21 protein-coding genes are annotated in these 25,437 nt (G+C 68.3%); 14 read left to right on the forward strand and 7 right to left on the reverse strand.

The genetic code is table 11. From position 1 onward, the window contains the following. The first annotated feature begins 55 nt into the window (after positions 1–55). From ACIQTP_RS22070 to ACIQTP_RS22090, 5 genes are read left to right on the forward strand one after another with little or no spacing between them, the layout of a single operon-like run. Positions 56–664, forward strand: coding sequence for a hypothetical protein (locus ACIQTP_RS22070; RefSeq protein WP_403401977.1), 609 nt, complete (start codon positions 56–58; stop codon positions 662–664). Further along, a complete protein-coding gene (locus ACIQTP_RS22075) occupies positions 658–1,332 on the forward strand; it encodes a hypothetical protein (protein ID WP_403401979.1) in 675 nt (224 codons plus the stop codon). Before ACIQTP_RS22070 ends, ACIQTP_RS22075 begins: the two co-directional genes overlap by 7 nt. Next, positions 1,332–3,038, forward strand: coding sequence for a putative T7SS-secreted protein (locus tag ACIQTP_RS22080; protein WP_403401981.1), 1,707 nt, complete (start codon positions 1,332–1,334; stop codon positions 3,036–3,038). Before ACIQTP_RS22075 ends, ACIQTP_RS22080 begins: the two co-directional genes overlap by 1 nt. Continuing rightward, positions 3,039–3,353: a serine protease gene (locus ACIQTP_RS22085; RefSeq protein WP_403401982.1), complete on the forward strand. Its 315-nt coding sequence runs from the start codon at positions 3,039–3,041 to the stop codon at positions 3,351–3,353. A 1-nt stretch (position 3,354) separates the two neighbouring features. Continuing rightward, entirely contained in the window at positions 3,355–4,650 is a 1,296-nt protein-coding gene (locus tag ACIQTP_RS22090) for a YrhB domain-containing protein (protein ID WP_403401984.1), read from the forward strand. Between the two features lie 216 nt (positions 4,651–4,866). Here ACIQTP_RS22090 and ACIQTP_RS22095 read toward each other — a convergent pair whose 3' ends face one another. From ACIQTP_RS22095 to eccCa, 4 genes are all read right to left on the reverse strand, one after another. Beyond that, positions 4,867–5,286, reverse strand: coding sequence for a hypothetical protein (locus ACIQTP_RS22095; protein ID WP_403401986.1), 420 nt, complete (start codon positions 5,284–5,286; stop codon positions 4,867–4,869). Positions 5,287–5,444: 158 nt separating this feature from the next. After that, a complete protein-coding gene (locus ACIQTP_RS22100; RefSeq protein WP_403401988.1) occupies positions 5,445–7,517 on the reverse strand; it encodes a hypothetical protein in 2,073 nt (690 codons plus the stop codon). Continuing rightward, on the reverse strand, positions 7,517–7,966 hold the full coding sequence (locus ACIQTP_RS22105) for a hypothetical protein (protein ID WP_403401990.1): 450 nt from the start codon (positions 7,964–7,966) through the stop codon (positions 7,517–7,519). The genes ACIQTP_RS22100 and ACIQTP_RS22105 overlap by 1 nt, the downstream gene beginning before the upstream one ends. A gap of 131 nt (positions 7,967–8,097) precedes the next feature. Then, on the reverse strand, positions 8,098–12,057 hold the full coding sequence (gene eccCa, locus ACIQTP_RS22110; RefSeq protein ID WP_403401991.1) for a type VII secretion protein EccCa: 3,960 nt from the start codon (positions 12,055–12,057) through the stop codon (positions 8,098–8,100). Positions 12,058–12,467: 410 nt separating this feature from the next. Here eccCa and eccD point away from each other — a divergent pair, with 410 nt between their 5' ends. After that, a complete protein-coding gene (eccD, locus tag ACIQTP_RS22115; protein WP_403402035.1) occupies positions 12,468–13,976 on the forward strand; it encodes a type VII secretion integral membrane protein EccD in 1,509 nt (502 codons plus the stop codon). A 109-nt stretch (positions 13,977–14,085) separates the two neighbouring features. Here the strand turns inward: eccD and ACIQTP_RS22120 are convergent, their stop codons facing one another. After that, entirely contained in the window at positions 14,086–14,424 is a 339-nt protein-coding gene (locus tag ACIQTP_RS22120; protein ID WP_403401992.1) for a DUF397 domain-containing protein, read from the reverse strand. A 264-nt stretch (positions 14,425–14,688) separates the two neighbouring features. Between ACIQTP_RS22120 and rpsO the strand changes: the two genes are divergently transcribed. The 5 genes from rpsO to ACIQTP_RS22145 all read left to right on the forward strand — a co-directional run bounded on the left by rpsO (position 14,689) and on the right by ACIQTP_RS22145 (position 20,224). After that, the gene (rpsO, locus tag ACIQTP_RS22125; RefSeq protein ID WP_019064787.1) at positions 14,689–14,976 is read left to right on the forward strand and encodes a 30S ribosomal protein S15; all 288 of its coding nucleotides are present in this window, start codon (positions 14,689–14,691) and stop codon (positions 14,974–14,976) included. A gap of 388 nt (positions 14,977–15,364) precedes the next feature. Continuing rightward, on the forward strand, positions 15,365–17,581 hold the full coding sequence (locus ACIQTP_RS22130) for a polyribonucleotide nucleotidyltransferase (RefSeq protein WP_384923332.1): 2,217 nt from the start codon (positions 15,365–15,367) through the stop codon (positions 17,579–17,581). Further along, the gene (locus ACIQTP_RS22135) at positions 17,578–18,957 is read left to right on the forward strand and encodes a M16 family metallopeptidase (RefSeq protein ID WP_403401995.1); all 1,380 of its coding nucleotides are present in this window, start codon (positions 17,578–17,580) and stop codon (positions 18,955–18,957) included. Before ACIQTP_RS22130 ends, ACIQTP_RS22135 begins: the two co-directional genes overlap by 4 nt. Positions 18,958–18,983: 26 nt before the next feature. After that, positions 18,984–19,736, forward strand: coding sequence for a 4-hydroxy-tetrahydrodipicolinate reductase (gene dapB / locus ACIQTP_RS22140; protein WP_403401997.1), 753 nt, complete (start codon positions 18,984–18,986; stop codon positions 19,734–19,736). Positions 19,737–19,768: 32 nt separating this feature from the next. Further along, positions 19,769–20,224 (forward strand): hypothetical protein, encoded by a 456-nt coding sequence (locus ACIQTP_RS22145; RefSeq protein ID WP_403401998.1) that lies wholly within the window; start codon positions 19,769–19,771, stop codon positions 20,222–20,224. Between the two features lie 152 nt (positions 20,225–20,376). Here the strand turns inward: ACIQTP_RS22145 and ACIQTP_RS22150 are convergent, their stop codons facing one another. Together ACIQTP_RS22150 and ACIQTP_RS22155 are read right to left on the reverse strand one after the other, a co-directional pair. Next, the gene (locus ACIQTP_RS22150) at positions 20,377–20,934 is read right to left on the reverse strand and encodes a hypothetical protein (RefSeq protein WP_403402000.1); all 558 of its coding nucleotides are present in this window, start codon (positions 20,932–20,934) and stop codon (positions 20,377–20,379) included. Positions 20,935–21,057: 123 nt separating this feature from the next. After that, positions 21,058–21,297, reverse strand: a complete 240-nt coding sequence (locus ACIQTP_RS22155) for a hypothetical protein (RefSeq protein ID WP_403402002.1) — start codon at positions 21,295–21,297, stop codon at positions 21,058–21,060. Positions 21,298–21,500: 203 nt separating this feature from the next. Here ACIQTP_RS22155 and thyX point away from each other — a divergent pair, with 203 nt between their 5' ends. From thyX to ACIQTP_RS22170, 3 genes are all read left to right on the forward strand, one after another. Beyond that, positions 21,501–22,241, forward strand: coding sequence for an FAD-dependent thymidylate synthase (gene thyX / locus ACIQTP_RS22160; protein ID WP_067371413.1), 741 nt, complete (start codon positions 21,501–21,503; stop codon positions 22,239–22,241). 210 nt (positions 22,242–22,451) lie between these two features. After that, positions 22,452–23,351: a 4-hydroxy-tetrahydrodipicolinate synthase gene (dapA, locus tag ACIQTP_RS22165; RefSeq protein ID WP_067371314.1), complete on the forward strand. Its 900-nt coding sequence runs from the start codon at positions 22,452–22,454 to the stop codon at positions 23,349–23,351. Between the two features lie 137 nt (positions 23,352–23,488). Continuing rightward, complete coding sequence (locus tag ACIQTP_RS22170; RefSeq protein ID WP_099943632.1) at positions 23,489–25,174, forward strand: ribonuclease J; 1,686 nt, start codon at positions 23,489–23,491, stop codon at positions 25,172–25,174. The last annotated feature ends 263 nt before the right edge of the window (positions 25,175–25,437 follow it).

Here is a 25,437-nt window from a genome sequence, read left to right on the forward strand (position 1 = left end):
ATCGAGGCCCCTTCCGGACTAGCCGTCACCTTCGAAACGTCATGAGGATCCACACGTGGCTTGGGACGAGTGGGAGCAACTGAAGAAGCAGGCCGCTGAGCGCGCCGAACCCGCCCCGGACCATGTGACCGGGGCCATCCGGGAAGGCACCGCCCAAGAGCCCGGGGACGCCCGGCGGCAGCCGGAGGCGCACCTCACGGGCGACTCCCCGGAGGCCGAGACAGCCACCGGACCCGTCCGCTCCGACACGGCCGAGCCCGACGGATTCGGGGCTGCGCGGCGGATGGACCGGATCAGGCACACGATCGACCGCTTCCGGGACACCACGGTCCTGGTCCCCCTCGTTCCGCTCGACGTCGGCGGCCAGGGATTCCTGACTGCCGACTTCGGCGGCGTGCGGTGGATCCATGTCTTCACCGACGAGTTGGCCGCCGCCCGGTTCGACGAGGCGCAGGACGCCCTGAAGGGCCGGCGAGACTTCATGGCGGTGCGGGGGTGGCGTCTGCTGGACGTGGTGATCCCGGCCATGGGCGTGCCGTGCGGTGTCGCCCTGGACGTAGGCAGCGGCGACGACGGCGTGCTCCTGCCGCCGGTGGTGGGGATCGTGCCGGACGCGGCGGCGGTGGACGCGGAAGCGAACGGAAGCGGTGAACGACCGTGGTGAACAACGGCGCCGGCAAGGACATCAAGGCGACCGGGCTGGACGAGATCGCGCAGGGCATCACGCTGACCCTGAGCGAGCTCAAGGGACTGGGCGTCGACAGCGCGGCCGGGTTCGGCCGAGGCTTCTCCAACCTGGAGCTGTCCGGGCTGGAAGTGGGCCACGACGGGCTGACGTCGGCCTTCAAGTCGTTCTGCGAGCGTTGGGAATGGGGTGTGCGGGCGTTGGTGGGTGAGGGCAACTACTTCGCCCAGGCCGTGGATCTTTCGGCCGGCACCTTGTACGAGACTGACCAGTACGTCGAGGGCACGCTGAAGGTCGGCGCGAACTCGCTGGTGGGCAACCCGAACGCCTCCGAGGACGAGATCACGCGGATGAGCTGGGGCGAGCTGGCCCGGAACAACGCGCTCGCGCACGCCGACTACAGCAAGGATTCCTTCGATCAGGCCCTGCAGAACAGTGAGCAGGGCTGGAAGGACGCCGGCCGGGACGTGATGACCTCGCACACGCTGGGGCCGATGGGACTGAACCCTGAGAACCTGCACAGCGCGTTCGGGGTGAGCGACAGCGAGTACAACCAGGTGCTCGACGACACCTTCGGCCCGTCGCCCGAGGAACGGGCCCAGGCGGCGGCTCAGCAGCAGGCACAGCAGGGCGGGAGCGCCGGCTGATGGGGCTCGGGGATCTGGTCAACGCCGGGCTGGGCAAGCTCGAGGACGGCGTCGACGCGGGCAAGAAGCTCGTCGGTGAGGGCGTCGAGTGGGGCGCCCACAAGGTCGGAGACGGTCTGGAGGCCGTCGGGGCCGACGGCTGGGCCGACAAGGTCGAGGACATCGGCGACAACATCGCCTCCGACCTGGGCGCGAGCGTCGGAGAGCAGCAGCTCGGCCAGACCGACCAGGCGAACGAGCTGGTGCACGGCAATCCGGCGTCCATCCGGGCCGCCGCCAAGCACCTGACGGGCTTTCACACCGCCTTCGACTCGGTCGGCCAGGGCATGCGCTCGCTGGACTCCTCGCACTGGAAGGGCGAGTCTGCCGACACCTTCCGCGAGAAGTTCGCCATGCATCCCCCCAAGTGGCTGCACGCCGCGGACGCCTGCGAGGCCGCGGGCAAGGCGCTGGACAGCTACGCGGACACGGTCAAGTGGGCGCAGGGTCAGGCCCAGGACGCCATCGACCTGTACAAGAAGGGCAAGAAGGCCTCCGAGCAGGCGGTGGAGGCGTACAACAAGCGCGTCGACGCGTACAACGCCGCAATCAAGGCGGACAAGGACCCCGGACCTCCCCTGGAGCAGTTCAAGGACCCCGGCCGCGGCGACATCCAGAGCGCCCGCCAGATCCTGGCGGACGCGCGCCGCCAGCGGGACGAAGCCGGTCGGGTCGCCACGCAGGCGATCACCGCGGCCTTGAAGCACGCCCCCGCCGAGCCGCCGCCGCTCGACAGGCTGGAGTCCGACGCGCTCGACGGCTACGGCGCGCTCAACACCGAGGTCCTCCACTTCGCAGGCGGACTGATCAAGGGGAGCGCGGGGCTGATCAACTTCGTCCGCGGCCTGAACCCCGAAGACCCTTACAACATCACTCACCCGGCCGATTACCTGCAGCACGTCAGCATGACTTTGTCGGGTCTGGTCTCGACGGTCGCGCACCCGGAGCGCGTTCCCGAAGCCCTCATCGACAGTTTCAAGAAGGACCCCTCGGAAGCCCTCGGCAGGCTCGTTCCTCAGCTCATCGGCACCGACGGCGCGGGGCTGGCGGTAGGTGGCCTGCGGACCGCGGTCAGGGAGGGGGTGGAGACCGGTGCGGCGAACATGGCCACCAATGGGCTGAAGTACGGCGACGAACTCGCCGCCGCGCCGAAGGACTGGAGCAATCTCGCCCGCAGCACGGACCATGTGTCCGAAAAGGCGATCCACGCCGACTCGGTGGATCCGAAACTCGCTCAGGAATTCACCGACGATCAGTTTCCCTGGCTCAAGGATGTCAATCACACGGGACATTCCGGCTACACCCAGAACTGCAGTCACAATGTGGATGCCGTGAACAGGAACCTGGACGGCGAACAGGTCAGCGCGGCCCCGAAGCAGAGTCCCGATCACGTGCCGCCGGAGGTGCTCGGGCTCAAGGACAGGCCCAAGGGCCACTACGACATGGTCAAGAGCTACGATGACATCATTCGCGACCTGCAGGCCAGGGGAGAGGGCTCGAGGAGCGTCATGTACATCAGCCGTCCCGATGGTTCGGCGCATGTGTTCAACGCGGTGAACACCCCGCACGGAGTGGTTTTCCTCGACGGCCAGTCCGGGACCCTGGGAGTACTCGAAAAGAATGTGTCGTCGATCGGCCATATTCCATATCGCGACGGAGTCAAGTAAATGTTGAGCAAGTCCGAAGCAGTCGAATTGGCCGCCGAATTCGTCAAGGCGATGTATCCGGACAAGGTGGCTTCCTTGGTGATGCTCCCGGACAAGTGCGAGGAACACGGCTTCGGCTGGGCCATTCGGTTCGACTGGAAGGAGCACCTCGAGAGCGGGAATCCCATGGACGCGCCGTTCACCTCCGTCGTCGTCGTGCCGCACCATGGTGAGGCGGCGCACTGGCCGCCGACCGCACTTCCCGTCGCGGAGTACATGCGCCGACGCGAGGTGGGCGACTGGCCGGGCGCCGACCGGCGCTCCGGGGGCTGCTGACATGGACCGCCCCGACCAGCGGGCCGCGGCCTGGCTGGCCCACACCTACCGCGGCCTCGTCGAACTGTCCGTCCCCCATCCGGTGCACGAGACCTCCACCGCCTGGATGTTCGCCTGCCGCACCCTGGCCCAGCCGGGCTACCCCGGCACGCCCATGCTGGCGGCCTCGGTCGTCGTCCCGAGGGACGGGAGTTCGCCGTTCCACCCTTCGGCCAGCGACCCCCTGGCGGACCTGGACCCGGCCGGCCCGCAGAAAGTGGCCGCGAGGGTCGCCGACCAGGCCCGCAGGATCAACGCGCGCGGTTGCGTGGTGACCGTGCACTCCGCCATCGACGGCGCTCAGTCGACCCCGTTGCCCTGGCAGCCGTCCGACGAGGCCCCCGGCTGGTGGGCCAGGCTCACGCGGCGCTACTTCCCGGCCTTCGAGCAGGTGGCGGTGAGCGACTGGGACTCGGTGATCAGGGCGGTGGCCGAACCGGGCCCGGACACCCGAGGCCTGGTCTGGGTCCGCCGGGAACTGGGCGGCGCCGAGGCGACCGGCAATCTGCTGTACGCGCACAATCACAAGGGTCAGGTCGTGTTCCTGGACGCCCAGGTAGGGGGTCTGGCGAAGCTCGACCCGTCCGGGCTGCGCGAGTTGGTCCTCATGCGAGCCGTGCCTCGGGCACACCCCCCGCGCTGGCCCTGGGAAGCGGAGGCATACGACTACGCGTCCGCGCTCCGCAAGGCGCAGCTCTGGCTGGACCAGGCGTATCACGGAGAAGCCGAACTGGTCGATCCCGCACCGCAGGACGAGATCCGGCGAGGCTGGGTCTTCGCGTGCAACACAAAACGCCATCTGCGCGACGGACGCTGGCAGGACGCCATGCTCGACGCCGCGCTGGTCGTACCCAGGGAAGCAGCCGCTCCGTTCGGCCTTCCCAACTCCGACCCATGGAACTGGCTGCAACGCTGGGACGCCGGCGAGACTCCCGGATCCGCGGGATTCCCCGTCTCGCCGCCTCCCGGTCACGCGGCATGGTTCGAACCCACGCTGTCCGGCCTGGGGCCCGTGCTCTCCGCGACCGAACACGCGGACTGGGCAACGGTGATGGACGAACTCTCGGGTTTCCCGGTCGAAGCCCGAGCCGTCATCTGGGTCCGTCGAGTCGACGCGCGCGGCCGGGAGTCCGTCGGCCGGCTGCTGAACGCGGTGCACACGGCGCGGGGCGTGATGCTGGTCGACGGTTCCACGGATTCTGCCGTGGCGTTCGACCAGGTCGGAATCCGTGCTCTGCACGTCATCCGCTATCGCTGACGCCCACAGCGGCAGCCACCGGCGCTCACACGCACACAGCCGAGATGGGTCCTGTGGCCAGGGCGAATTGCTGTGACCTGCGGTGACACCCAGGTGAACACGGTGTACGTGGACGACGGAGAGATAAGCGGTGACGTCGGCCGTGGGGGCGCGGCGCCACATATGGCGTCCTTCGAAGCGTGAGTCGTGGTCACTCGCGGCACTTCGCGCGCTCCGCTACCGGCATCCCTGCTTCTCCGTGGCCTTCGGGAAATAGGAACGGAGGAAGGAGCGCAGGGCATTGCGCCGTTCGGAAACCTTCTCAGGAACGTTCTTCTGAAGCTGAATCAGCACGGCGAACTTCTGCCGTTTTCCCTTGTAGGTGCAGTCGGCGACGGCCATCGCTCCACGGTCGGCGATCACGGCGTCGTCGCCGATGTCGGCAGCGGCGGGACTCCCAAGGCGTACGAGTGCCTGGTCCTGGACCTTGATGGGGTCGGTGTCGCCGGCGACGACGTCTCCCGAAAGGTAGACGACCAGCTTCTGGTCCACCAGCAGGCGGCAGCGCGGACTCTCCGGGCCGGCGTCGTATGACTTCTCGGTGAGTTTCTTGCCGTTCGGAAGGAGCGTGGACAGCGAGTCGGAATCGACGGCCACACCGCATGCCTTGTCCGGGACCGCGTAGTCGCGAGATCCCGAACATGCTGTCGCCGCCAGAAGGACTACGGTCACAGCGGCAGCGGCATGTCGCGTACGGCGTCGCGATCCGCCCGTATGTACCGCGAGCCGCCCCAGAAGCAGAGAAGTGCAGTTGTTCACTGATCGCCTGCCAGTCCCTGAGCACGGCCATTACCGTCGAAGGCGGCGCCGTTGATCTCGGATGTAATCGTGTACCGGTTGTTGTTGTCGTAGTTCGGGTTGGCGTCCATCCACAGGTCGGCCAGTTTCTGCAGTTGGTTCTCCCGCGCGGTGAAGACTTCGCCGTTCTGCCGGGCGGCCTCCTCGTTGATGCGTGCCTGCTCGTCCAGTTGCCATTGGTAGGCAAGGGCGTCGACGCCTCGCTGTGCGGCATCACCGACAACCGGGATGAAGTTCACGGCACCGCCGAAGCCGTGATACAGCCACTTGGCGTCCCACGAGGGGTCGTGCTTGTCCGTCTTCAAGGCCTGGTAGCGGGCTTCTTCGAGGAAGCCGACGGTGTGCCCCGCCCGGAGCAGCGTTTCCTTCGGGTCGCTCGGATGGTCCGCGTAGATGTCGCGCACCATTTCCCGGTTCAGGCCGTCGTTGAGGATTCCGTAGGCGTTCTGATCACGTGACACCTGCTTCGTCACTTCCAACAGCTGATGCCGATCGAGCTGTCTTGGATCGCTGTGGTCATCTGCGAGAGAACTTGCGGTGTGATTGACCTCGTCGCCATAGTTCACCAGCACTTTGGCCATGTCATCACGCATCTCGGGAGCGAAGTCGTCGCCCACACCCGAGATGATCTTCAGTGAGCGATCGAGGACGTGCCGGTTCTCGGCCGTGTGCTCCACTGGAACGGCGTGGGGGTCGTTGGGGTTCACACCCGTGGCCGCGGCGACGAGAGCGTTCCCTGTCGCGTCACGCGACTGGTTTCCGTCGTCGCTGTTCAAGGGGGTGTCGTCGAAGGTGGGGCGATCCTTGAGGACCCATTCGGCGTTGTCCTGGGGCTCAGTCCTGTCGAAGAAGTCGGTGGCGGCGTCAGGGCTGTTCGAGAGAGCTGTCATGAATCCGGTCATCGGATCCCGGCCGAAATCGTCGCCCATGAAGTTCATCTTGGGCATCGGAGGCCCGCCCACGCCACCGTTCCAGTAGTGGTCCGGTAGCTTCATCTTCTTCTCGGTTGACACCAGGGCGTCACCGTACTTGTTCAAGAACGCGTCATTGTAATCCCCGACTCGCATAAGGTTGCTCATCAGCTGGAAACCGTAGACCTGTGTTCCGCGGGTCTGGATGCGATCGTCACCCAGCTGGACCATGTCGTCCTCCCAGTGCCGCATCGCAGGGGAATCCGACTGTGTCGCTCCTGCGAGAGTGAGACTGAGATTCTTCTGGAATTCGCCGAGCTGATCGAGGCGCGCCCGCTGCAGATCGCCGCCGTCAGAGGGATCGGAGAGGTCGGCCCAGAAGTCCAAAGTCCCCTTCGGGCCGAGCGTGGTGGCGAACCTCTCCTGGAAGAGGGGGTCGTTCTTGTATCCGGCGAGATTCCGGTTGAGTTCATCAAATTCCTGAGGAGACATTGAATCTCCCTTGTTCTTGATGAGATTCGCGTACTTCTCGGCGTCCTCCAGGGCCTTGGTCGCCGAATCCCTGTCACCGTACGAGGCGCCGGAGAACCCGTACTCGGCCAGCTCGACGATTGCGCGGAGCGCCTCGGACGCTGTCTCGTCGCTGTGCGTGGCTCTGCCGAGAATGCGCTGAACGTCGTCGCGGAGCTCGGTCACGTCCTGTTCGCTGTGATCAGGGACCGTGGTTCCCTTGGCCGCGCGATCGGGATGGACGTTCATGGTGACGGTGAAGGAGCCGTTGCCGGTGTCCATCACCGTGAGGTTCTTCCTGAGCCCACGAGATATCGCCTCGTTGAGCTGCTCGTGGTAGCTGACGAGCTCCTCGTGGGTGTCCTTGAGGATGTTACGGATGGTGCTGGCCTCGGTGTGGGCGTCAGTGAACTCGCCCGCCGTCCTGGTGATGAACTCGCGCGAAACGGTGGCGTTCACGCCGGCCCAATTGGCCTTGTCCGCCAGGCCTTTGAGTCCTTCACGGGCGTTCTTCTCGAGGGTCTCCAGGTTCCCCACAACCCGAGTCCAGTCGGCTATGGCGGTACTGAGCGACGCGAAGTTCCCGAAACGGAGCGTATCCAGATCCATCAGTGCCCCTTCCCCCCGTCGAAGCCCTCGTCGAGCGTGGAGATGCTGCTGATCTGGCCGCCGATGTAGTACTCGTCGCCCTGATGGGCCTTCTTCGTGAAGTCCATATGGTTGGAGATATGGGCGCAGGCGTCGAGGAGCGACGTCAGTTGTTCTTCCCAGCGGATCTGCACGCGATCGACAGCCCCACCCAGTTCGAAGCCCTGGGTCTTGAGGTCCGACGCCGCTGTCTGGCTGCTGGACCAGGCGTCACGCCCATACCGGCCCAAGTCTTCCCACAGCTTGAAGGCTCGGTCGCCGATCGCGGCGAGATCCTTTTGGTCAACGGTCAGATCACCCTGCGGGGTGCTGCCACCGCCACCGTCGGCCGGCAGCTGATTGAGTTGCATGCGCGCGGATCGCTTCTGTGTTGCCTGGTTCTTCAGCCGCTCCCATTCGTCCCAAGCCACGTTCGAATCCTCCCCGTTGTCCCCGTGCGCGCGGCCGTCGCGCCGACGGCCGCCGGGCTACTTCAACGTACCAATGGAGCAGATCTGTCGCCTCGGAGCTGTCGAGTGCGAAGACTTTCGCGTGCGCTTCATCAGTACTCCACACTCATCAACCCGGTCTGAACCAGAGGCTTTCCCCGCCTACGAGAGACAAAGACGCCCCGCCCGGCAGGCATCGGCCGAGGCCGCACGCCGCCCAGCACGTCTCCCTCGCCCGGATCGCCGGCGAGCACCACACCTTGCGCACCCAGCTCCCTCATCCGCTGCATGAACGGCTCGTACGCAGCGCGCCCCGCGCCGGCACTCGACCGGGCGATGATGAACCGCACGCCCACATCCCGTGCGAACGGAAGCAGTTCGGTCAGCCCGCCCAGCGGGTTCCCGCTCGACGTGGACACGAGGTCGTAGTCGTCGACCACGACGTACACCGTCGGGCCGCGCCACCAGCTCCGCTCCCGCAGCTGCTGTGCGGTCACGTCTGCCGTCGGTGTCCGGCGTTGCATCAGCTCCGCCAGCGCGCTCATGTGGTGGTCCATGGCGTTGGACATGGGGATGTACTCGGCGAGGTGCGTCGACGGTGTGACATCCAGCAGTGAGCGCCGGTTGTCGACCACGAACAGCTTGCAGTCGTCGCCCGAGTAGCGCTCGGTCAGCTGCTTGATCAGCAGGCGCAGCAGGTTCGACTTGCCCGACTCGCTCTCTCCGAAAACGAGGAAGAACGGGTCCTGCTCGAAGTCCACGAAGACGGGTTCGAGATTGTCCTCGTCGAGCGCGAAGGCCACCCCACGCCGCGGGGAGTGGCCGCCCGGAGGCAGTTGCTGCGCCGGGAACTCCCGGGGGAGCAACCGGACTTCGGGTGCGCCGGGCGCCTGCCAGTGGCGGGACACCTCCGTCGCCAGCGCCGCCGTCGCGTCGGCGAGGTCCGTGTCCGACGTCAGACCGTCGATGCGCGGAACGGCGCCCATGAAGTGCAGCTTCCCCGGCGCCTGGCCGCGGCCGGGCACGCCCGTGGGGACGTTCACCGCCACCTTGCGGTCCAGCTCGGAGTCCATCGTGTCGCCGAGGCGCAGCTCCAGGCGGTTCATCAGGTGGTCCTTGAGGTTCGCCCGGACCTCCATCGACCTGGACGCGGTCAGGACGAGGTGGATGCCGTAGCCGAGGCCCCGTGCGGCGATGTCCAGGACGACGCTCTCCACGGCCTCGTAATCCGCACGGAAGTTGCCCCAGCCGTCGATGACCAGGAAGACGTCACCCCACGGCTGGTCGGTCACGGAGATCTGACCGCGCGCCCGCTTCGTGCGGAACTCGGCGATCGACGAGATGCCGGAGGAGCGGAAGTACTCCTCGCGGCGCGTCATGACGCCGTACACCTCGGCGACCGTACGCCGCACCTTCTCCGGGTCGAGGCGCGAGGCCACGCCGCCGACGTGCGGCAGTCCGGCCACCGCCGCCATGCCGCCACCGCCGAAGTCGAGGCCGTAGAACTGCACCTCGTGCGGGGTGTGGGTGAGGGCGAAGGAGGCGATCAGGCTACGCAGCAGCGTCGACTTGCCGGACTGTGGACCGCCGACGATCTGCATATGGCCGGCCGCGCCCGAGAAGTCGACCCACAGCGGGTCGCGGCGCTGCTCGTACGGCTTGTCGACGAGACCGACGGGTACGACGAGTCGTCCTGCCCCCTCGTAGCCGGGCTGGGTGAGCCCGCGTCCCTGCACCGCGGCCAGTCCCGGGAGCAGGCCGTCCAGCGACGGCGGGCTGTCCAGCGGCGGCAGCCACACCTGATGAGCCGCCGGGCCCTGCGCCTCCAGACGGCGCACGATCACGTCGAGCACGGTGTCGGCCAGGGCGTCGTCCGTCTCCGGCGTCTCCTCGCGCTGCTGGGGCACGGCGACGTACCGCACCGGCACCTGCGCCGCGGTGAACAGCACCGGCCGCCGGTCCACCGGCAGCGCGCCGCCGAGCGAGGACCGGGTCGGACCCGTGCGGTACACCCCGGAGACGTACGCCGCCTTGAAACGCACCATCTCGTCGGTGCCGAACTTCAGGAAGCCGGAACCGGGCACGTTCGGCAGTTCGTACGCGTCGGGGACGCCCAGTGCAGCACGCGACTCGGCGGCGGAGAACGTCCGCAGGCCGATCCGGTACGAGAGGTATGTCTCCAGACCGCGCAGTCGGCCCTCCTCCAAGCGCTGCGAGGCCAGCAGCAGATGCACGCCCAGCGAACGGCCGATGCGGCCGATCTGCACGAACATCTCGATGAAGTCCGGCTTGGCGGTCAGCAGTTCACTGAACTCGTCGATCACCAGGACGAGGGACGGGATCGGCTGGAGCGGTGCCCCGGCCGCCCGCGCCTTCTCGTAGTCGTGGATGTTCGCGTAGTTGCCCGCGTCGCGCAGCATCTCCTGGCGGCGGTTGAGCTCACCGCGGATGGAGTCGCCCATGCGGTCGACCAGCGTCAGGTCGTCCGCCAGGTTGGTGATCACGGCTGCCACGTGCGGCATCTGCGCCATCCCGGCAAAGGTGGCACCACCCTTGAAGTCCGCGAGGACGAAGTTCAGCGTCTCCGACGAGTGCGTCACCGCCAGACCCAGCACCAGCGTGCGCAGCAGCTCCGACTTGCCCGAACCCGTCGCGCCCACGCACAGCCCGTGCGGGCCCATGCCCTCCTGCGCGGCCTCCTTGAGGTCCAGCATCACGGGCCGCCCGTCCTCGCCGACACCGATCGGCACGCGCAGCCGTTCGGCGAGCGAACGCGCCCGCCAGGTGCGCTTGGTGTCCACCGAGGCCGCGTCTCCGAGGTTCAGCAGATCCGTGAACTCCAGGTTGGCGAGCAGCGGTTCGTCGTCGTCCCCGCCCGAGGCCACGCGCAGCGGCGCCAGCTGCCGCGCCAGCGCCTCCGCGGACTCGTAGGAGAGGGCGTCCGGTGTGCCCTCGTAGACGATGCCGTGCCCGGACTCCAGATGCAGCGCGTGCGGCTGCACGACGATGGAGAGGTCACCGCGGGCTCCCGACAGGTCGTCGGGGACGACCTCGACGACCGTCACCCCCTGCAGTCCCTCGGGGGCGGCCAGGACGGAGTCCGGCGGCAGCGACAGGCCATCGAGTACGACGACGATGTGTGGTTCGTCCGGGAGCGGGGTGGCGTTCGGGTGGAAGCGTGGGCGCCCCGTCAGCCGGGTGGCCAGCAGCTGTTCCAGCTCGCGCGAGTCACTGCCGATCAGCCGGCGGCTGCCCGCGCCGTCCACCGCGTCGGAGAGCTGCACGTGCGGCAGCCACTTGGCCCACTCCCAGTGCGAGAGCTCCTCACGCCCGGCCGCGACCACGATCGTCAGGTCGTCGGGCGAGTGCAGCGAGGCCAGCGAACCGGCCAAAGCACGCGCCGAGGCACGTACGGACTGCGGATCACCGCTGACCGTCACGTGGTAGAAGGCGCGCAGCGAGACTGCCATCGGCAGCGAGTCCAGGACGCCGTGGGTGGCCACGAAACGCTGCATGGCGCCTGCGGTCAGCGGCTCGAGCTGTTCGACCGGACCTGTCTCGGGGGAGACCAGCGGGGTGGCCAGCGACTGCGGTCCGAGGCCGATGCGCACCTGGGCGAAGTCCTCGTCCCCCGGCCGCCGTTCCCACACCCGGCTGCCCTCGGCGACCAGCGCCCACAGCTGCTCGGGGGAGGGGTGCAGGTAGTACTGGGCGTCGCGCTGCGCCTTGCCCGTGTCCAGGGCCGTGCGTCGGATCTGCGACAGATAGCTCAGATAGTCGCGGCGCATGTCCGCGAGCTGGCCCTGGGAGCCGCGACGGAAGCGGACCACCATCGCGATGGACATGGCCACCGTCGACGCGATCATCACCATGCCCATGATCTTCATGAACGGCTGCCCGTTCGTGAAGAAGAAGACCACCGAGCCGCCCATGCCGAGCGTCGGCAGCAACTGCATGAGGACGCTCTCCTGATGCCCGCGCGGAAGCTCCGGCGGCGGCTGCAGGACGACCTCTTCCGTGGGCACTTCCGACGGCAGCGCCCGAGGTGGGCGCTTGACGATGATTTGGCTCACTGCTCACCAATTCCCTTGCCGGCCCCAGGGTCTTCCGCCCGCCGCCCCGTGTCAGGCGGACGCAGGCCGCCGCGTGATCCTACTGACTTACTACTGACTTCATGGGAGACGGGTGGGCGGTAAGGTGCCGGATGTTCGCCCGAGCACACGCGAACGGGGCCGGAAAAACAGGGCATTCCGCGCGATGTGGTGGGGTGCGGAGCCCAAGAACCGGCCGCACGGACCTCGTTCCGCCGCCTTGCCGCACCGCCGGCCGGGCGGTCCGGACAAAGAGACGCAGGACCTTCACACCGTGTCCGCACAACCACCGCAGCCGCGGCGCCATCACGTCCGCGGAACCGGCGCGGACGCGAGAGCATGACCGAGATCCCAGACGCAGGACCATCATTGAGGGGGAGCAGCAGGTGAGCATGACGGCCTCCGCGACAACCACCGGAGCCGCAGGGCCGGGACCCGGGGCCCCTCACGGGGCGGGCACGGGCCTCGGCTTCTGCCGGGTCACCATCGTCGCGCCCGACAGCCGGATCGACGTGGCGCTGCCCGACGACATCCCGGTCGCCGACATCTATCCGGAGATCCTCAGGCTCTCCCAGCAGAGTCCCGCCCAGGGCGCTCCGGTCGGATACCACCTCGTACGCCGCGACGGCGCTGTCCTCGACAGCTCGCGCTCCTTCGCCGCGCAGCGGATTCTCGACGGCGAACTCCTCACCCTGCGCCCCTTCTCCGAGTCGCTGCCCCCCGCCGTCTTCGACGACGTGTCAGAGGCGGTCGCATCCGCGGTCACCCGTGAACGCACCCTGTGGAGCGGCGACCTGACGCGCGCCGCGGGGCTCGTCGGTGGCGGTGTCCTGCCGACGCTGCTCGCCTTCGTCGCCTGGACCGCCGACCCGCGCCACGACATGCACAGCCTGCCCGGCATCCTCGCGGGCGTCACCGGTGTACTCCTCGTCGTCCTCGCCGCGATCCGTGCGCGGATCTACGACGACCGGGCCTCCGCCGTCGCGCTGGGACTCGGCGCGCTCTCGAACGTGGGCGTGGCGGGCTCCGGGCTGCTGTCACTGGCGGGCGGCGAGGGCATCGGCAAGCTGCAGTTCCTGCTCGCCTGCGCCGCGGTGCTGGTGGCCTCGGTGGTCCTCACCCTGTGCTCGCCGCGCGGGGACGGCCCCTTCGTCGCCTTCGTGTTCGCCTCTGCCATCGCCCTGGTCGTGGTGTTCGTGGCACTGCTCGTGCATTGGACGCCCACCGAGATCGCCGCGCTGTGCGCACCCGTCGCCGTGGGAGCGCTGGCCTTCCTGCCGGGCATGTCCATGCGCTTTGCCCGCCTGCCGATCGGCTTCGACCCGCCGAACGCCACTCCGCGCAGCGCGTACGCCGCCGATCCCGCCCCGCCGGAGCCGGTCGACGCCGAACGCATCGAGGCGCAGGCCCGCCGCGGCCAGGAACTCCTCGTCGGGCTCGTGGGCGGCTGCGCGCTGCTCGCCGTCGGCGCCTCGGCGGTACTCGGCTTCTCCGACGACGTCTGGGCACAGCTGCTCGCCTTCGCCACCGGCGTCGCCATGCTGATGCGCGCCCACCTCTTCCGCTACACCACCCAGGTCGCGCCCGTCCTGGCCGCAGGCCTCGGCGCCCTCGTCCTGCTCGGCCTCGGCCTGGCGCTCAACCCGCCGCACGCTCTGATGCGCGACGCCCTCACCGGCGACCGTACGGACCTCGACATCCGCACGATCTGGCTCGTCGCGGCGATCGCGGCGGCGGCAGCGCTGGTCACCGCACTCGGCCTGATCCTGCCGCGCGGTGGCCTCACCCCGTTCTGGGGCCGCTTCCTGGAAATCGCCGAAGGCTTCGTACTGCTCACCCTGATTCCGCTGGCCCTCGCCGTCTTCGACGTGTACGGCGCGGCCCGGTCCATGACCAGCTGATCACCGAGCCGAGAACGGGGAGGGGGGGGGGGGGGCCCACCCCCCCCCCCCCCCCCCACCCCCCCCCCCCCCCCCCCCCCCCCCCCGTCTCCGTCCCTCAGGACGTCATCTACTGCGCCGCGAGCCCCCCGTTGTGCGGCCCCGGCTCCAGATCGAACTCCCCGTCCCGCGCGCCCAGCACAAAGGCCCGCCACTCCGCCTCCGTGTACCGCAGGACCGTGCCCGGGTCGAGGGACGAACGCATGGCCACCGCGCCCTCGGGGAGGTACGCGATCTCGACCCGCTCCTCGTGTTCCTCCGTACCCGGCGCGCTGTGCCATTCGACGTCGGAGATGTCCAGGGCGTAGAGCTCGTCCTTCTCCCGCTCCTTGCGCGCCTTGACGTCGGCGTCCGTCTCCGCCGCGATGTCCTTGTCCGCTACGCCCGCTGCGTCCGCTGCCTCGGCCATGTTCAAGCGCCCCTTCCCCACGTACGAATGACCTGTGCGGTCACCCTAGTGGCCAGGTCCGCGTCACCAGGAAGGTTCGGGGACCCGGACAGACGCATCCGGCCAGGCTGGTACGCTGTGTGACGGCCGTTTGTGTACGCACCCCCGGAGCCCATGGCTCTGGAGGCCGCGCCCAGCGGATCCCCGCCTCCCGAGTAACGGAAGCTCCCCTGAGATGTGGACCAGGGGCACTCGGTGGCACATCAAAGACTACGAGGAGTACGCGTGTCGCTCGACGCCGCTACGAAGAAGCAGCTCATCAGTGAGTTCGGCCAGAAGGAGGGCGACACCGGCTCCCCCGAGGTCCAGGTCGCCATGCTCTCGCGCCGCATCTCGGACCTGACCGAGCACCTCAAGACCCACAAGCACGACCACCACTCCCGTCGTGGTCTGCTGATCCTGGTCGGTCAGCGCCGCCGGCTGCTGCAGTACCTGGCCAAGAAGGACATCCAGCGCTTCCGTGCGCTGGTCGACCGCCTGGGCATCCGCCGCGGTGCGGCGGGCGCCAAGTAAGACGCCGTGAAGGGAGCGGTTCCCACCTCTTGGGAGCCGCTCCCTTTGCCGTACGTGCCGCTGCCGTGAGCATTGCCGCAAGCACTGCCGTACGTCTCTGTACGTGCGGAGTGTCACCGACGCTTTGTAGTGTGGTAGCACAACGCAATACGCAGGACACAGCACGTACGACACAGCGTGATGACTCCGTACCCGCCGGGTAGGGACCGTCACGTCAACGAACGAGGAGACGCGCACCTCGCCGCCGCCGGTCCTCGGTAGTGGCCCCCGGGGGAATGAGATCCCGGGTGCTTCGATCGAAGACCGGCCCGCACCAGACGGAGCGCCTCTCCGCCACCGTCCCCCTGCCACACGGGCAGGACGGGACGAAGACGAGGAGAAAACGCTAGTGGAGAACGAGACCCACTACGCCGAGGCCGTTATCGACAACGGTTCCTTCGGCACCCGCACCATCCGCTTCGAGACGGGCCGCCTGGCCAAGCAGGCCGCCGGCTCCGCCGTGGCGTACCTGGACGACGACACCATGGTGCTGTCGGCCACCAGTGCTTCCAAGAAGCCCAAGGACAACCTCGATTTCTTCCCCCTCACGGTGGACGTCGAGGAGCGGATGTACGCCGCCGGCAAGATCCCCGGCAGCTTCTTCCGCCGCGAGGGCCGTCCTTCCGAGGACGCCGTCCTCACCTGTCGTCTGATCGACCGCCCGCTGCGCCCGTCCTTCAAGAAGGGCCTGCGCAACGAGATCCAGGTCGTCGCCACGATCATGGCGCTCAACCCCGACCACCTGTACGACGTCGTGGCGATCAACGCCGCCTCCGCGTCCACGCAGCTGGCCGGTCTGCCCTTCTCCGGCCCGGTCGGCGGCGTCCGCGTCGCGCTGATCAACGGCCAGTGGGTCGCGTTCCCGACGCACACCGAGCTCGAGGACGCCGTCTTCGACATGGTCGTCGCCGGTCGCGTCCTGGAGGACGGCGACGTCGCGATCATGATGGTCGAGGCCGAGGCCACCGACAAGACCATCCAGCTGGTCAAGGGCGGCGCCGAGGCGCCGACCGAGGAGGTCGTGGCTTCCGGCCTCGACGCCGCGAAGCCCTTCATCAAGGTCCTGTGCAAGGCGCAGTCGGACCTCGCCGCGAAGGCCGCCAAGCCGACCGCCGAGTTCCCGATCTTCCTCGACTACGAGGACGACGTCCTCGAGGCCCTGACCGCCGCGGTCAAGAGCGAGCTCGCCCAGGCGCTCACCATCGCCGGCAAGCAGGACCGCGAGGCCGAGCTGGACCGCGTCAAGGAGATCGCCGCCGAGAAGCTGCTCCCGCAGTTCGAGGGTCGCGAGAAGGAGATCTCCGCCGCGTACCGCGCGCTGACCAAGAAGCTGGTCCGCGAGCGCGTCATCAAGGACAAGGTCCGTATCGACGGCCGCGGCGTCACGGACATCCGTACGCTCGCCGCCGAGGTCGAGGCCATCCCGCGCGTGCACGGCTCGGCGCTGTTCGAGCGTGGCGAGACCCAGATCCTGGGAGTCACCACCCTCAACATGCTCCGCATGGAGCAGCAGCTGGACACCCTCTCTCCGGTGACCCGCAAGCGCTACATGCACAACTACAACTTCCCGCCGTACTCCGTCGGTGAGACGGGCCGCGTCGGCTCCCCGAAGCGCCGCGAGATCGGCCACGGCGCGCTCGCCGAGCGCGCGATCGTGCCGGTCCTGCCGACCCGCGAGGAGTTCCCCTACGCGATCCGTCAGGTGTCCGAGGCCCTCGGCTCCAACGGCTCGACCTCCATGGGCTCGGTCTGCGCCTCCACCATGTCGCTGCTGAACGCCGGTGTGCCGCTGAAGGCCCCCGTCGCCGGTATCGCCATGGGTCTGATCTCCCAGGAGATCGACGGCCAGACGCACTACGTCGCCCTCACCGACATCCTCGGTGCGGAGGACGCCTTCGGCGACATGGACTTCAAGGTCGCCGGCACCAAGGAGTTCGTGACCGCCCTCCAGCTCGACACCAAGCTGGACGGCATCCCGGCCTCCGTCCTGGCCGCGGCCCTCAAGCAGGCCCGCGACGCCCGCCTCCACATCCTCGACGTGATGATGGAAGCGATCGACACGCCGGACGAGATGTCCCCGAACGCCCCGCGGATCATCACCGTCAAGATCCCCGTGGACAAGATCGGTGAGGTCATCGGCCCCAAGGGCAAGATGATCAACCAGATCCAGGAGGACACCGGCGCCGAGATCACGATCGAGGACGACGGCACCATCTACATCGGTGCCGCCGACGGCCCGGCCGCCGAGGCCGCCCGCGCCACGATCAACGGCATCGCCAACCCGACCATGCCGGAGGTCGGCGAGCGCTACCTGGGCACCGTCGTGAAGACGACGACCTTCGGCGCGTTCGTGTCCCTGCTCCCGGGCAAGGACGGTCTGCTGCACATCTCGCAGATCCGCAAGCTCGCCGGCGGCAAGCGCGTGGAGAACGTCGAGGACGTCCTCGGTGTGGGCCAGAAGGTCCAGGTCGAGATCGCCGAGATCGACTCCCGCGGCAAGCTCTCCCTCATCCCCGTGATCGAGGGCGAAGGCGACGACGACAAGAAGGACGACACCGACCAGTGACGTCTCGTAGCTCCACGGCGACGGCCCGCACCTCTTCGGAGGCGCGGGCCGTCGCCCGTACCCAAACCCTCATCAAGGGCGAGAACGGCATCGGTACGGTCCGTAAGACCACCCTCCCCGGCGGCCTGCGCATCGTCACCGAGACGCTGCCCTCCGTCCGCTCCGCGACCTTCGGGATCTGGGCCCACGTGGGCTCCCGCGACGAGACGCCGACGCTGAACGGCGCCACGCACTACCTGGAGCACCTGCTCTTCAAGGGCACCTCCCGGCGCAGCGCCCTGGACATCTCCTCCGCCATCGACGCGGTCGGTGGCGAGATGAACGCGTTCACGGCCAAGGAGTACACGTGCTACTACGCGCGTGTGCTCGACACCGACCTCCCGCTCGCCATCGACGTCGTGTGCGACATGCTCACCGGCTCGCTGATCGAGCAGGGCGACGTGGACGCCGAGCGAGGCGTGATCCTCGAAGAGATCGCGATGACCGAGGACGACCCGGGCGACTGCGTGCACGACCTGTTCGCGCACACCATGCTCGGCGACACCCCCCTCGGCCGCCCGGTCCTCGGCACGGTCGACACGGTCAACGCCCTCAGCGCCGACCGCATCCGCCGCTTCTACAAGAAGCACTACGACCCGACGCACCTTGTGGTCGCCTGCGCGGGCAACGTCGACCACAACAAGGTCGTACGCCAGGTCCGCGCCGCCTTCGAGAAGGCAGGCGCCCTCAGGGAGAGCGCCGTCGAGCCGATCGCCCCGCGTGACGGCCGCCGCGCCATCCGCACCGCGGGCCGCGTCGAGCTCCTCGGCCGCAAGACCGAGCAGGCCCACGTCGTGCTCGGCATGCCGGGCCTCGCCCGCACGGACGAGCGCCGCTGGGCCCTGGGCGTCCTGAACACCGCCCTGGGCGGCGGCATGTCCTCCCGCCTCTTCCAGGAGGTCCGCGAGAAGCGCGGCCTGGCCTACAGCGTGTACTCGTACACCTCGGGCTTCGCCGACTGCGGCCTCTTCGGCGTGTACGCGGGCTGCAGGCCGAGCCAGGTCCACGACGTGCTCAAGATCTGCCGTGACGAGCTCGACCACGTCGCCGAGCACGGCCTCTCGGACGACGAGATCGGCCGCGCCATCGGTCAGCTCCAGGGTTCCACCGTCCTCGGCCTGGAGGACACCGGCGCGCTGATGAACCGTATCGGCAAGAGCGAGCTGTGCTGGGGCGAGCAGATGTCCGTCGACGACATGCTGGTCCGGATTGCGTCGGTCACCCCGGACGAGGTCCGTTCGGTCGCCCGCGACATCCTGGGACAGCGGCCCTCGCTGTCGGTCATCGGCCCGCTCAAGGACAAGCAGGCCTCCCGTCTGCACGACACGGTCGCGTAATTCCCGTCTCGGTAAGGAACGAAGCAATGAGCAAGCTGCGCGTGGCGGTCCTCGGTGCCAAGGGCCGGATCGGGGCCGAGGCGGTACGAGCCGTCGAGGCCGCCGAGGACCTGGAACTGGTGGCCGCGCTGGGCCGCGGCGACGAGCTGGAGGCGCTGGTCGCCACCGGCACGCAGGTCGTGGTCGAACTGACCACCCCGGCCTCGGTGATGGGCAACCTCGACTTCTGCGTCCGGCACGGCATCCACGCCGTGGTCGGCACCACCGGCTGGACCGACGAGCGGCTCGCGCAGCTCAACGCCTCGCTGGCCGAGTCCCCGGAGACCGGCGTGCTCATCGCGCCCAACTTCTCCATCGGGGCCGTACTGACCATGAAGTTCGCCGAGGTCGCCGCGCCGTACTTCGAGTCCGTCGAGGTCGTCGAGCTGCACCACCCGAACAAGGTGGACGCCCCCAGCGGCACCGCCACGCGCACCGCCCAGCTCATCGCCGCGGCCCGGGAGCGCGCGGGCAGCGCCCCGCAGCCCGACGCGACGGCGACCGCCCTGGACGGCGCCCGCGGCGCGAACGTCGACGGCGTCCCGGTGCACGCGGTCCGCCTGCGCGGGCTCCTGGCCCACCAGGAGGTCCTGCTCGGCGGCGAGGGCGAGACCCTCACCATCCGCCACGACTCCCTCCACCACAGCAGCTTCATGCCGGGCATCCTGCTCGGCGTCCGCCGCGTGGTGACCACCCCGGGCCTCACCTTCGGCCTGGAACACTTCCTGGACCTCGGCTGAGCCGAGGGACGCACAACAGATAGCCGGCAGACATGCGTGCGAAGATCACCTACGCCGTCACGGCAGCCGTCCTGGTCGTCTATTTCGTCCTGGTCGGCAGCCGAGGCGTGCTGCTCATCCGGAACGGCACCCTGATCACCGTCACCTTCGGTGTCGCGGTGCTGATCCTGCCGGTCATCGGCATCTGGTTCCTGTGGAAGAACACCCAGTTCGTCCGCAAGGCCAACCGGCTCGCCGCCGAGCTCGACGCCGAGGGCGGCCTGCCCGTGGACGAGTTGAAGCGCACCCCGGGCGGCCGTATCGACCGTGACTCGGCCGACGAGGTCTTCGCCAGGCGCAAGGCCGAGACCGAGGACGCCCCGGACGACTGGCGCAGCTGGTTCCGCCTCGCGGTCGCCTACCACGACGCCCGTGACACCCCGCGCGCCCGCAAGGCGATGCAGCGGGCGATCGCCCTGCGCGAGGGCAGGTCCCCCGCCGAGGCCTGAGAGCCACGGCGCACACGAGAAGTGCGGCAGGTGCGACCGGCGGCACGGCGAGAAGGACGTCGAAGGGGCCGGCCCGCGGAGTGCGGACCGGCCCCTTCGCCCTGCTACGACGCCCCTGCTATGACGCCCTGCTACGACCGCTGAGGGCCAGTTCATCCCCGCCGGTACTCGTCGGCCCACACCTCGACGGCGTCCGCCGCCCGGTCGAAGGCCTCCGTGCGCGCCAGGAAGTCGGAGTTGTGCGAGGTGAGCAGCGGCGGCACGCTGTCCGCCGCACGACCCTTGCGTACGAGAACCAGCGCCTGTCCCTGCACGGTGCGCGGCAGCCCGAGCCAGCGCACCGGCTGCTGGACGGTGCGTACAGCGACGACCTGCTCCCAGGGCGCCGTACTCGTGTTCAGGAAGCCCACGCGGCGCAGCCCCCGCGCACTCACCCAGACGCCCATCCGCAGCAGCCGCAGCGCGCTCAGGATGACGAGCACGGAGCCACCGAAGCAGAGCAGGGCGGCGGAGCGGCTCCCCGTGAGCGCGACGAGCACGGCCGCGACGAGCACGTAGGAGGCGAGCAGCAGGACGAGCGCGGCGAGGGCCACCCGCCACGGCCCGGGCCGGTAGGGGCGCCGCCAGCGGCCGCGGTCGTCGAAGGGCAGGGCGAGTTCGTCCGCCACCTCGTCGAAGTCACGGTCCGCCGTCAGGAAGGGCAGGGGCACGACTGATCCTCACTCAATCCACGCATGGGCTGTGCCCGGTGAGGCTATCGAGCGGGGTCCCCGCTCACCACCCTTGGGGGGCCATGGGGGTGCCCCACGCCATTTGGGCAGCGATCGGGAGAGTCAGCGGCCGTTGGAGGCTTCGGAATGCTGGGTCGTCGCGGACGTCTGGTCGAGCGACAGGGACGGCATCCCGATGATCAGTGCGCCCACCAGCCCGGCGACCACGGTGAGCCCCACGAGCCAGCGGCCGAATATCTCGCCGGCCGACGAGCGTCGGCGGGGCGGGGGAGTGACGTTGCTGCGGAACTGGTCGGCTTCTGCGACGAAGGCGAACGGTACGGGCTCGCGCCGACGGAACATGGGGGTTGCTTCTCCTCTGGAGGCTCGAACGGGTCACTGTCACCAATACAGACGAGCGGATGCCCCAAGAGGTGCCCGGAATCACCGAATTCGCTGAAGTTCGCCGACGAATGTCGCGGCACGGCACCGAACGCCCCGTTGTCAGTGGCGGCCCGTAGAGTGGGCGCCGCCCGAGAGATGTGATGGGAAGGACCCTCCGCACCGTGACCGACACCCCCGCCGACGACCTCAAGCCCAGTTTCCGCAGCGATGTCACCGTCGAGCTGGTCAAGCACACCGCGTCCGACTCGGACGTGCTGTTCGCCGCCCGCGTCTCCACCCTCGGTGAGCAGTCCCTCGACGAGCTCCAGAAGGACCCGGAGCGCTCCAAGGGCCTGCTGAACTACCTGATGCGGGACCGGCACGGCAGCCCCTTCGAGCACAACTCGATGACCTTCTTCATCAGTGCCCCGATCTTCGTCTTCCGCGAGTTCATGCGGCACCGAGTGGGGTGGTCGTACAACGAGGAGTCGGGCAGGTACAGGGAGCTCGAGCCGGTCTTCTACGTCCCGGACGAGTCCCGCAAGCTGGTCCAGGAGGGCCGCCCCGGCAAGTACGTCTTCGTCGAGGGAACCCAGGCGCAGCAGGAGCTCACGGGCCGTGTGATGGAGGACTCCTACCGACAGGCGTACGAGGCGTACCAGGAGATGCTGGCCGCCGGCGTTGCCCGCGAGGTGGCCCGCGCCGTCCTCCCCGTCGGCCTCTTCTCCTCGATGTACGCCACCTGCAACGCACGCTCCCTGATGCACTTCCTCGGTCTGCGCACCCAGCACGAGCTGGCGAAGGTCCCGTCCTTCCCGCAGCGGGAGATCGAGATGGTCGGCGAGAAGATGGAGGCGGAGTGGGCCAAGCTCATGCCGCTGACCTACGCGGCCTTCAATGCCAACGGGCGCGTGGCGCCGTAACGCGCTCCCGCGCGCCGTTCGGCACAGATGTGCGGATCAACCGAGCGAGGTGTCCGTATTGCGGCATTTCGAGAAGTTCATCTAGCCTGATCAAACGGACCCGGCACTGCTTGAACCCCCGAGCAGGCAGTGCCGGGCTCCGCATTTGTCGCGCTTTGTCGTGTCCCCCGAGGGCAGACCGCGCCTTGAGCAGCGAGTAGCGTGTTACCCATGGCTCCGACCTCCACTCCGCAGACCCCCTTCGGGCGGGTCCTCACCGCCATGGTCACGCCCTTCACGGCGGACGGCGCACTCGACCTCGACGGCGCACAGCGGCTCGCCACCCACCTGGTGGACGCAGGCAACGACGGCCTGATCATCAACGGCACCACCGGTGAGTCACCGACCACCAGTGACGTGGAGAAATCGGATCTCGTACGAGCCGTACTCGAGGCGGTCGGCGACCGCGCCCACATCGTCGCGGGCGTCGGCACGAACGACACCCACCACAGCATCGAGCTGGCCCGCGCCGCCGAGAAGGCCGGCGCGCACGGCCTGCTGACCGTGACGCCGTACTACAACAAGCCCCCACAGGAGGGCCTGTACCGTCACTTCTCGGCCATCGCCGACGCGACCGAGCTGCCGGTGATGCTGTACGACATCCCCGGCCGCAGCGGCGTACCGATCAGCACCGAAACCCTCGTGCGGCTGGCCGAGCACCCGCGTATCGTCGCGAACAAGGACGCCAAGGGAGACCTCGGCCGAGCCAGCTGGGCCATCGCCCGCTCCGGACTCGCCTGGTACTCCGGCGACGACATGCTGAACCTGCCGCTGCTCTCCGTGGGCGCGGTCGGCTTCGTCTCCGTCGTCGGCCACGTCGTCACCCCGGAGCTGCGCGCCATGCTGGACGCGTACGTCTCGGGCGACGTACAGAAGGCCACCGAGATCCACCAGAAGCTGCTCCCCGTCTTCACCGGCATGTTCCGCACCCAGGGCGTCATGACGACCAAGGCCGCGCTCGCCCTCCAGGGCCTGCCCGCCGGACCGCTGCGCGCCCCGATGGTCGAGCTGTCGCCCGAGGAGACCGCCCAGCTCAAGATCGATCTTGCTGCCGGCGGGGTAGAACTCTAAATACGGACTTCACAACTGAATATGCACGACAACGCAGGCCAGGGGCCTGCACCCCACACAGACAACTGCTACTGCACGAACGTCATGCGCGCCACGTGCCTTGCCAGGTACGTGGCGCGTGTGGTGAGGAGAGTCTTTTGAGTCATCCGCATCCTGAACTTGGCCCGCCGCCGAAGCTCCCCCAGGGAGGCCTGCGGGTCACCCCGCTCGGTGGCCTTGGCGAAATCGGCCGGAACATGACGGTCTTCGAGTACGACGGCCGACTGCTGATCGTCGACTGCGGAGTGCTCTTCCCCGAGGAGGAGCAGCCCGGAATCGACCTGATCCTGCCGGACTTCACGTCCATCAGGGACCGCCTCGACGACATCGAGGGCATCGTCCTCACACATGGGCACGAGGACCACATCGGCGCTGTCCCGTTCCTCCTGCGCGAGAAGCCGGACATCCCGCTGATCGGCTCCAAGCTGACCCTCGCCCTCATCGAGGCGAAGCTCCAGGAGCACCGCATCCGGCCGTACACCCTCGAAGTCGCGGAGGGCCACCGCGAGCGCATCGGGCCCTTCGACTGTGAGTTCGTGGCGGTCAACCACTCCATCCCGGACGCCCTCGCGGTCGCCATCCGCACCCCCGCGGGCATGGTCGTCCACACCGGCGACTTCAAGATGGACCAGCTCCCGCTGGACAACCGCCTCACTGACCTGCACGCGTTCGCACGTCTGAGCGAGGAAGGCATCGACCTTCTCCTCTCCGACTCCACGAACGCCGAGGTTCCGGGCTTCGTCCCGCCCGAGCGCGACATCTCTAACGCGCTGCGCACGGTCTTCGCCAGTGCCCGCAAGCGGATCATCGTGGCGAGCTTCGCCAGCCACGTTCACCGCATCCAGCAGATCCTGGACGCGGCCCACGAGTACGGCCGCCGGGTCGCCTTCGTCGGCCGCTCGATGGTCCGCAACATGGGCATCGCACGCGACCTGGGCTATCTGAAGGTCCCGCCGGGCCTCGTGGTGGACGTCAAGACGCTCGACGACCTCCCGGATCACGAGATCGTCCTCGTCTGCACGGGCTCGCAGGGCGAGCCGATGGCGGCCCTGTCGAGGATGGCCAACCGGGACCACCAGATCCGGATCGTCCAGGGCGACACGGTGATCCTGGCCTCGTCGCTCATCCCGGGCAACGAGAACGCGGTCTACCGCGTCATCAACGGCCTCACCCGCTGGGGTGCCAACGTCGTACACAAGGGCAACGCCAAGGTGCACGTCTCCGGCCATGCCTCCGCGGGCGAACTGCTGTACTTCTACAACATCTGCAAGCCGCGGAACCTGATGCCGGTCCACGGCGAATGGCGGCACCTGCGCGCCAACGCCGAGCTGGGTGCCCTCACCGGCGTCCCGCACGACCGCATCGTGATCGCCGAGGACGGAATCGTCGTCGACCTCATCGAGGGCAAGGCCAAGATCTCCGGCAAGGTCCAGGCGGGTTACGTGTACGTCGACGGCCTCTCGGTCGGTGACGTGGGCGAGCCGGCGCTCAAGGACCGCAAGATCCTCGGTGACGAGGGCATCATCTCGGTCTTCGTGGTGATCGACTCGAGTACGGGCAAGATCACCGCCGGCCCGCACGTCCACGCGCGCGGTTCGGGCATCGACGACTCCGCCTTCGCGGATGTCATCCCGAAGGTCACGGAAGTCCTGGAGCGCTCGGCCCAGGACGGCGTGGTCGAGCCCCACCAGATGCAGCAACTCATCCGCCGCACGCTGGGCAAGTGGGTCTCGGACAACTACCGCCGCCGCCCGATGATCCTGCCGGTCGTCGTCGAGGTCTGACCCCCCTCACACGTGCCAACTCCGGAGCGGGGCCCCTCGATTTGCATCGGGGCGCCCCGCTCCAGTACGTTTACGGCTCCGCCTGAACGGGAACCCGGCACGACCGTGTGCCAGGGACCACCCGGAGCGGGACGGAAATTCCGACTCAGAATCTCTGATAAAGTCGGAACCGCCGGAAAGGGAAACGCGAAAGCGGGAACCTGGAAAGCACCGAGGAAATCGGATCGCGAAACGGTCTGATAGAGTCGGAAACGCAAGAACAA

This window comes from Streptomyces sp. NPDC090798, from assembly GCF_044768965.1.
Taxonomy (GTDB): domain Bacteria; phylum Actinomycetota; class Actinomycetes; order Streptomycetales; family Streptomycetaceae; genus Streptomyces.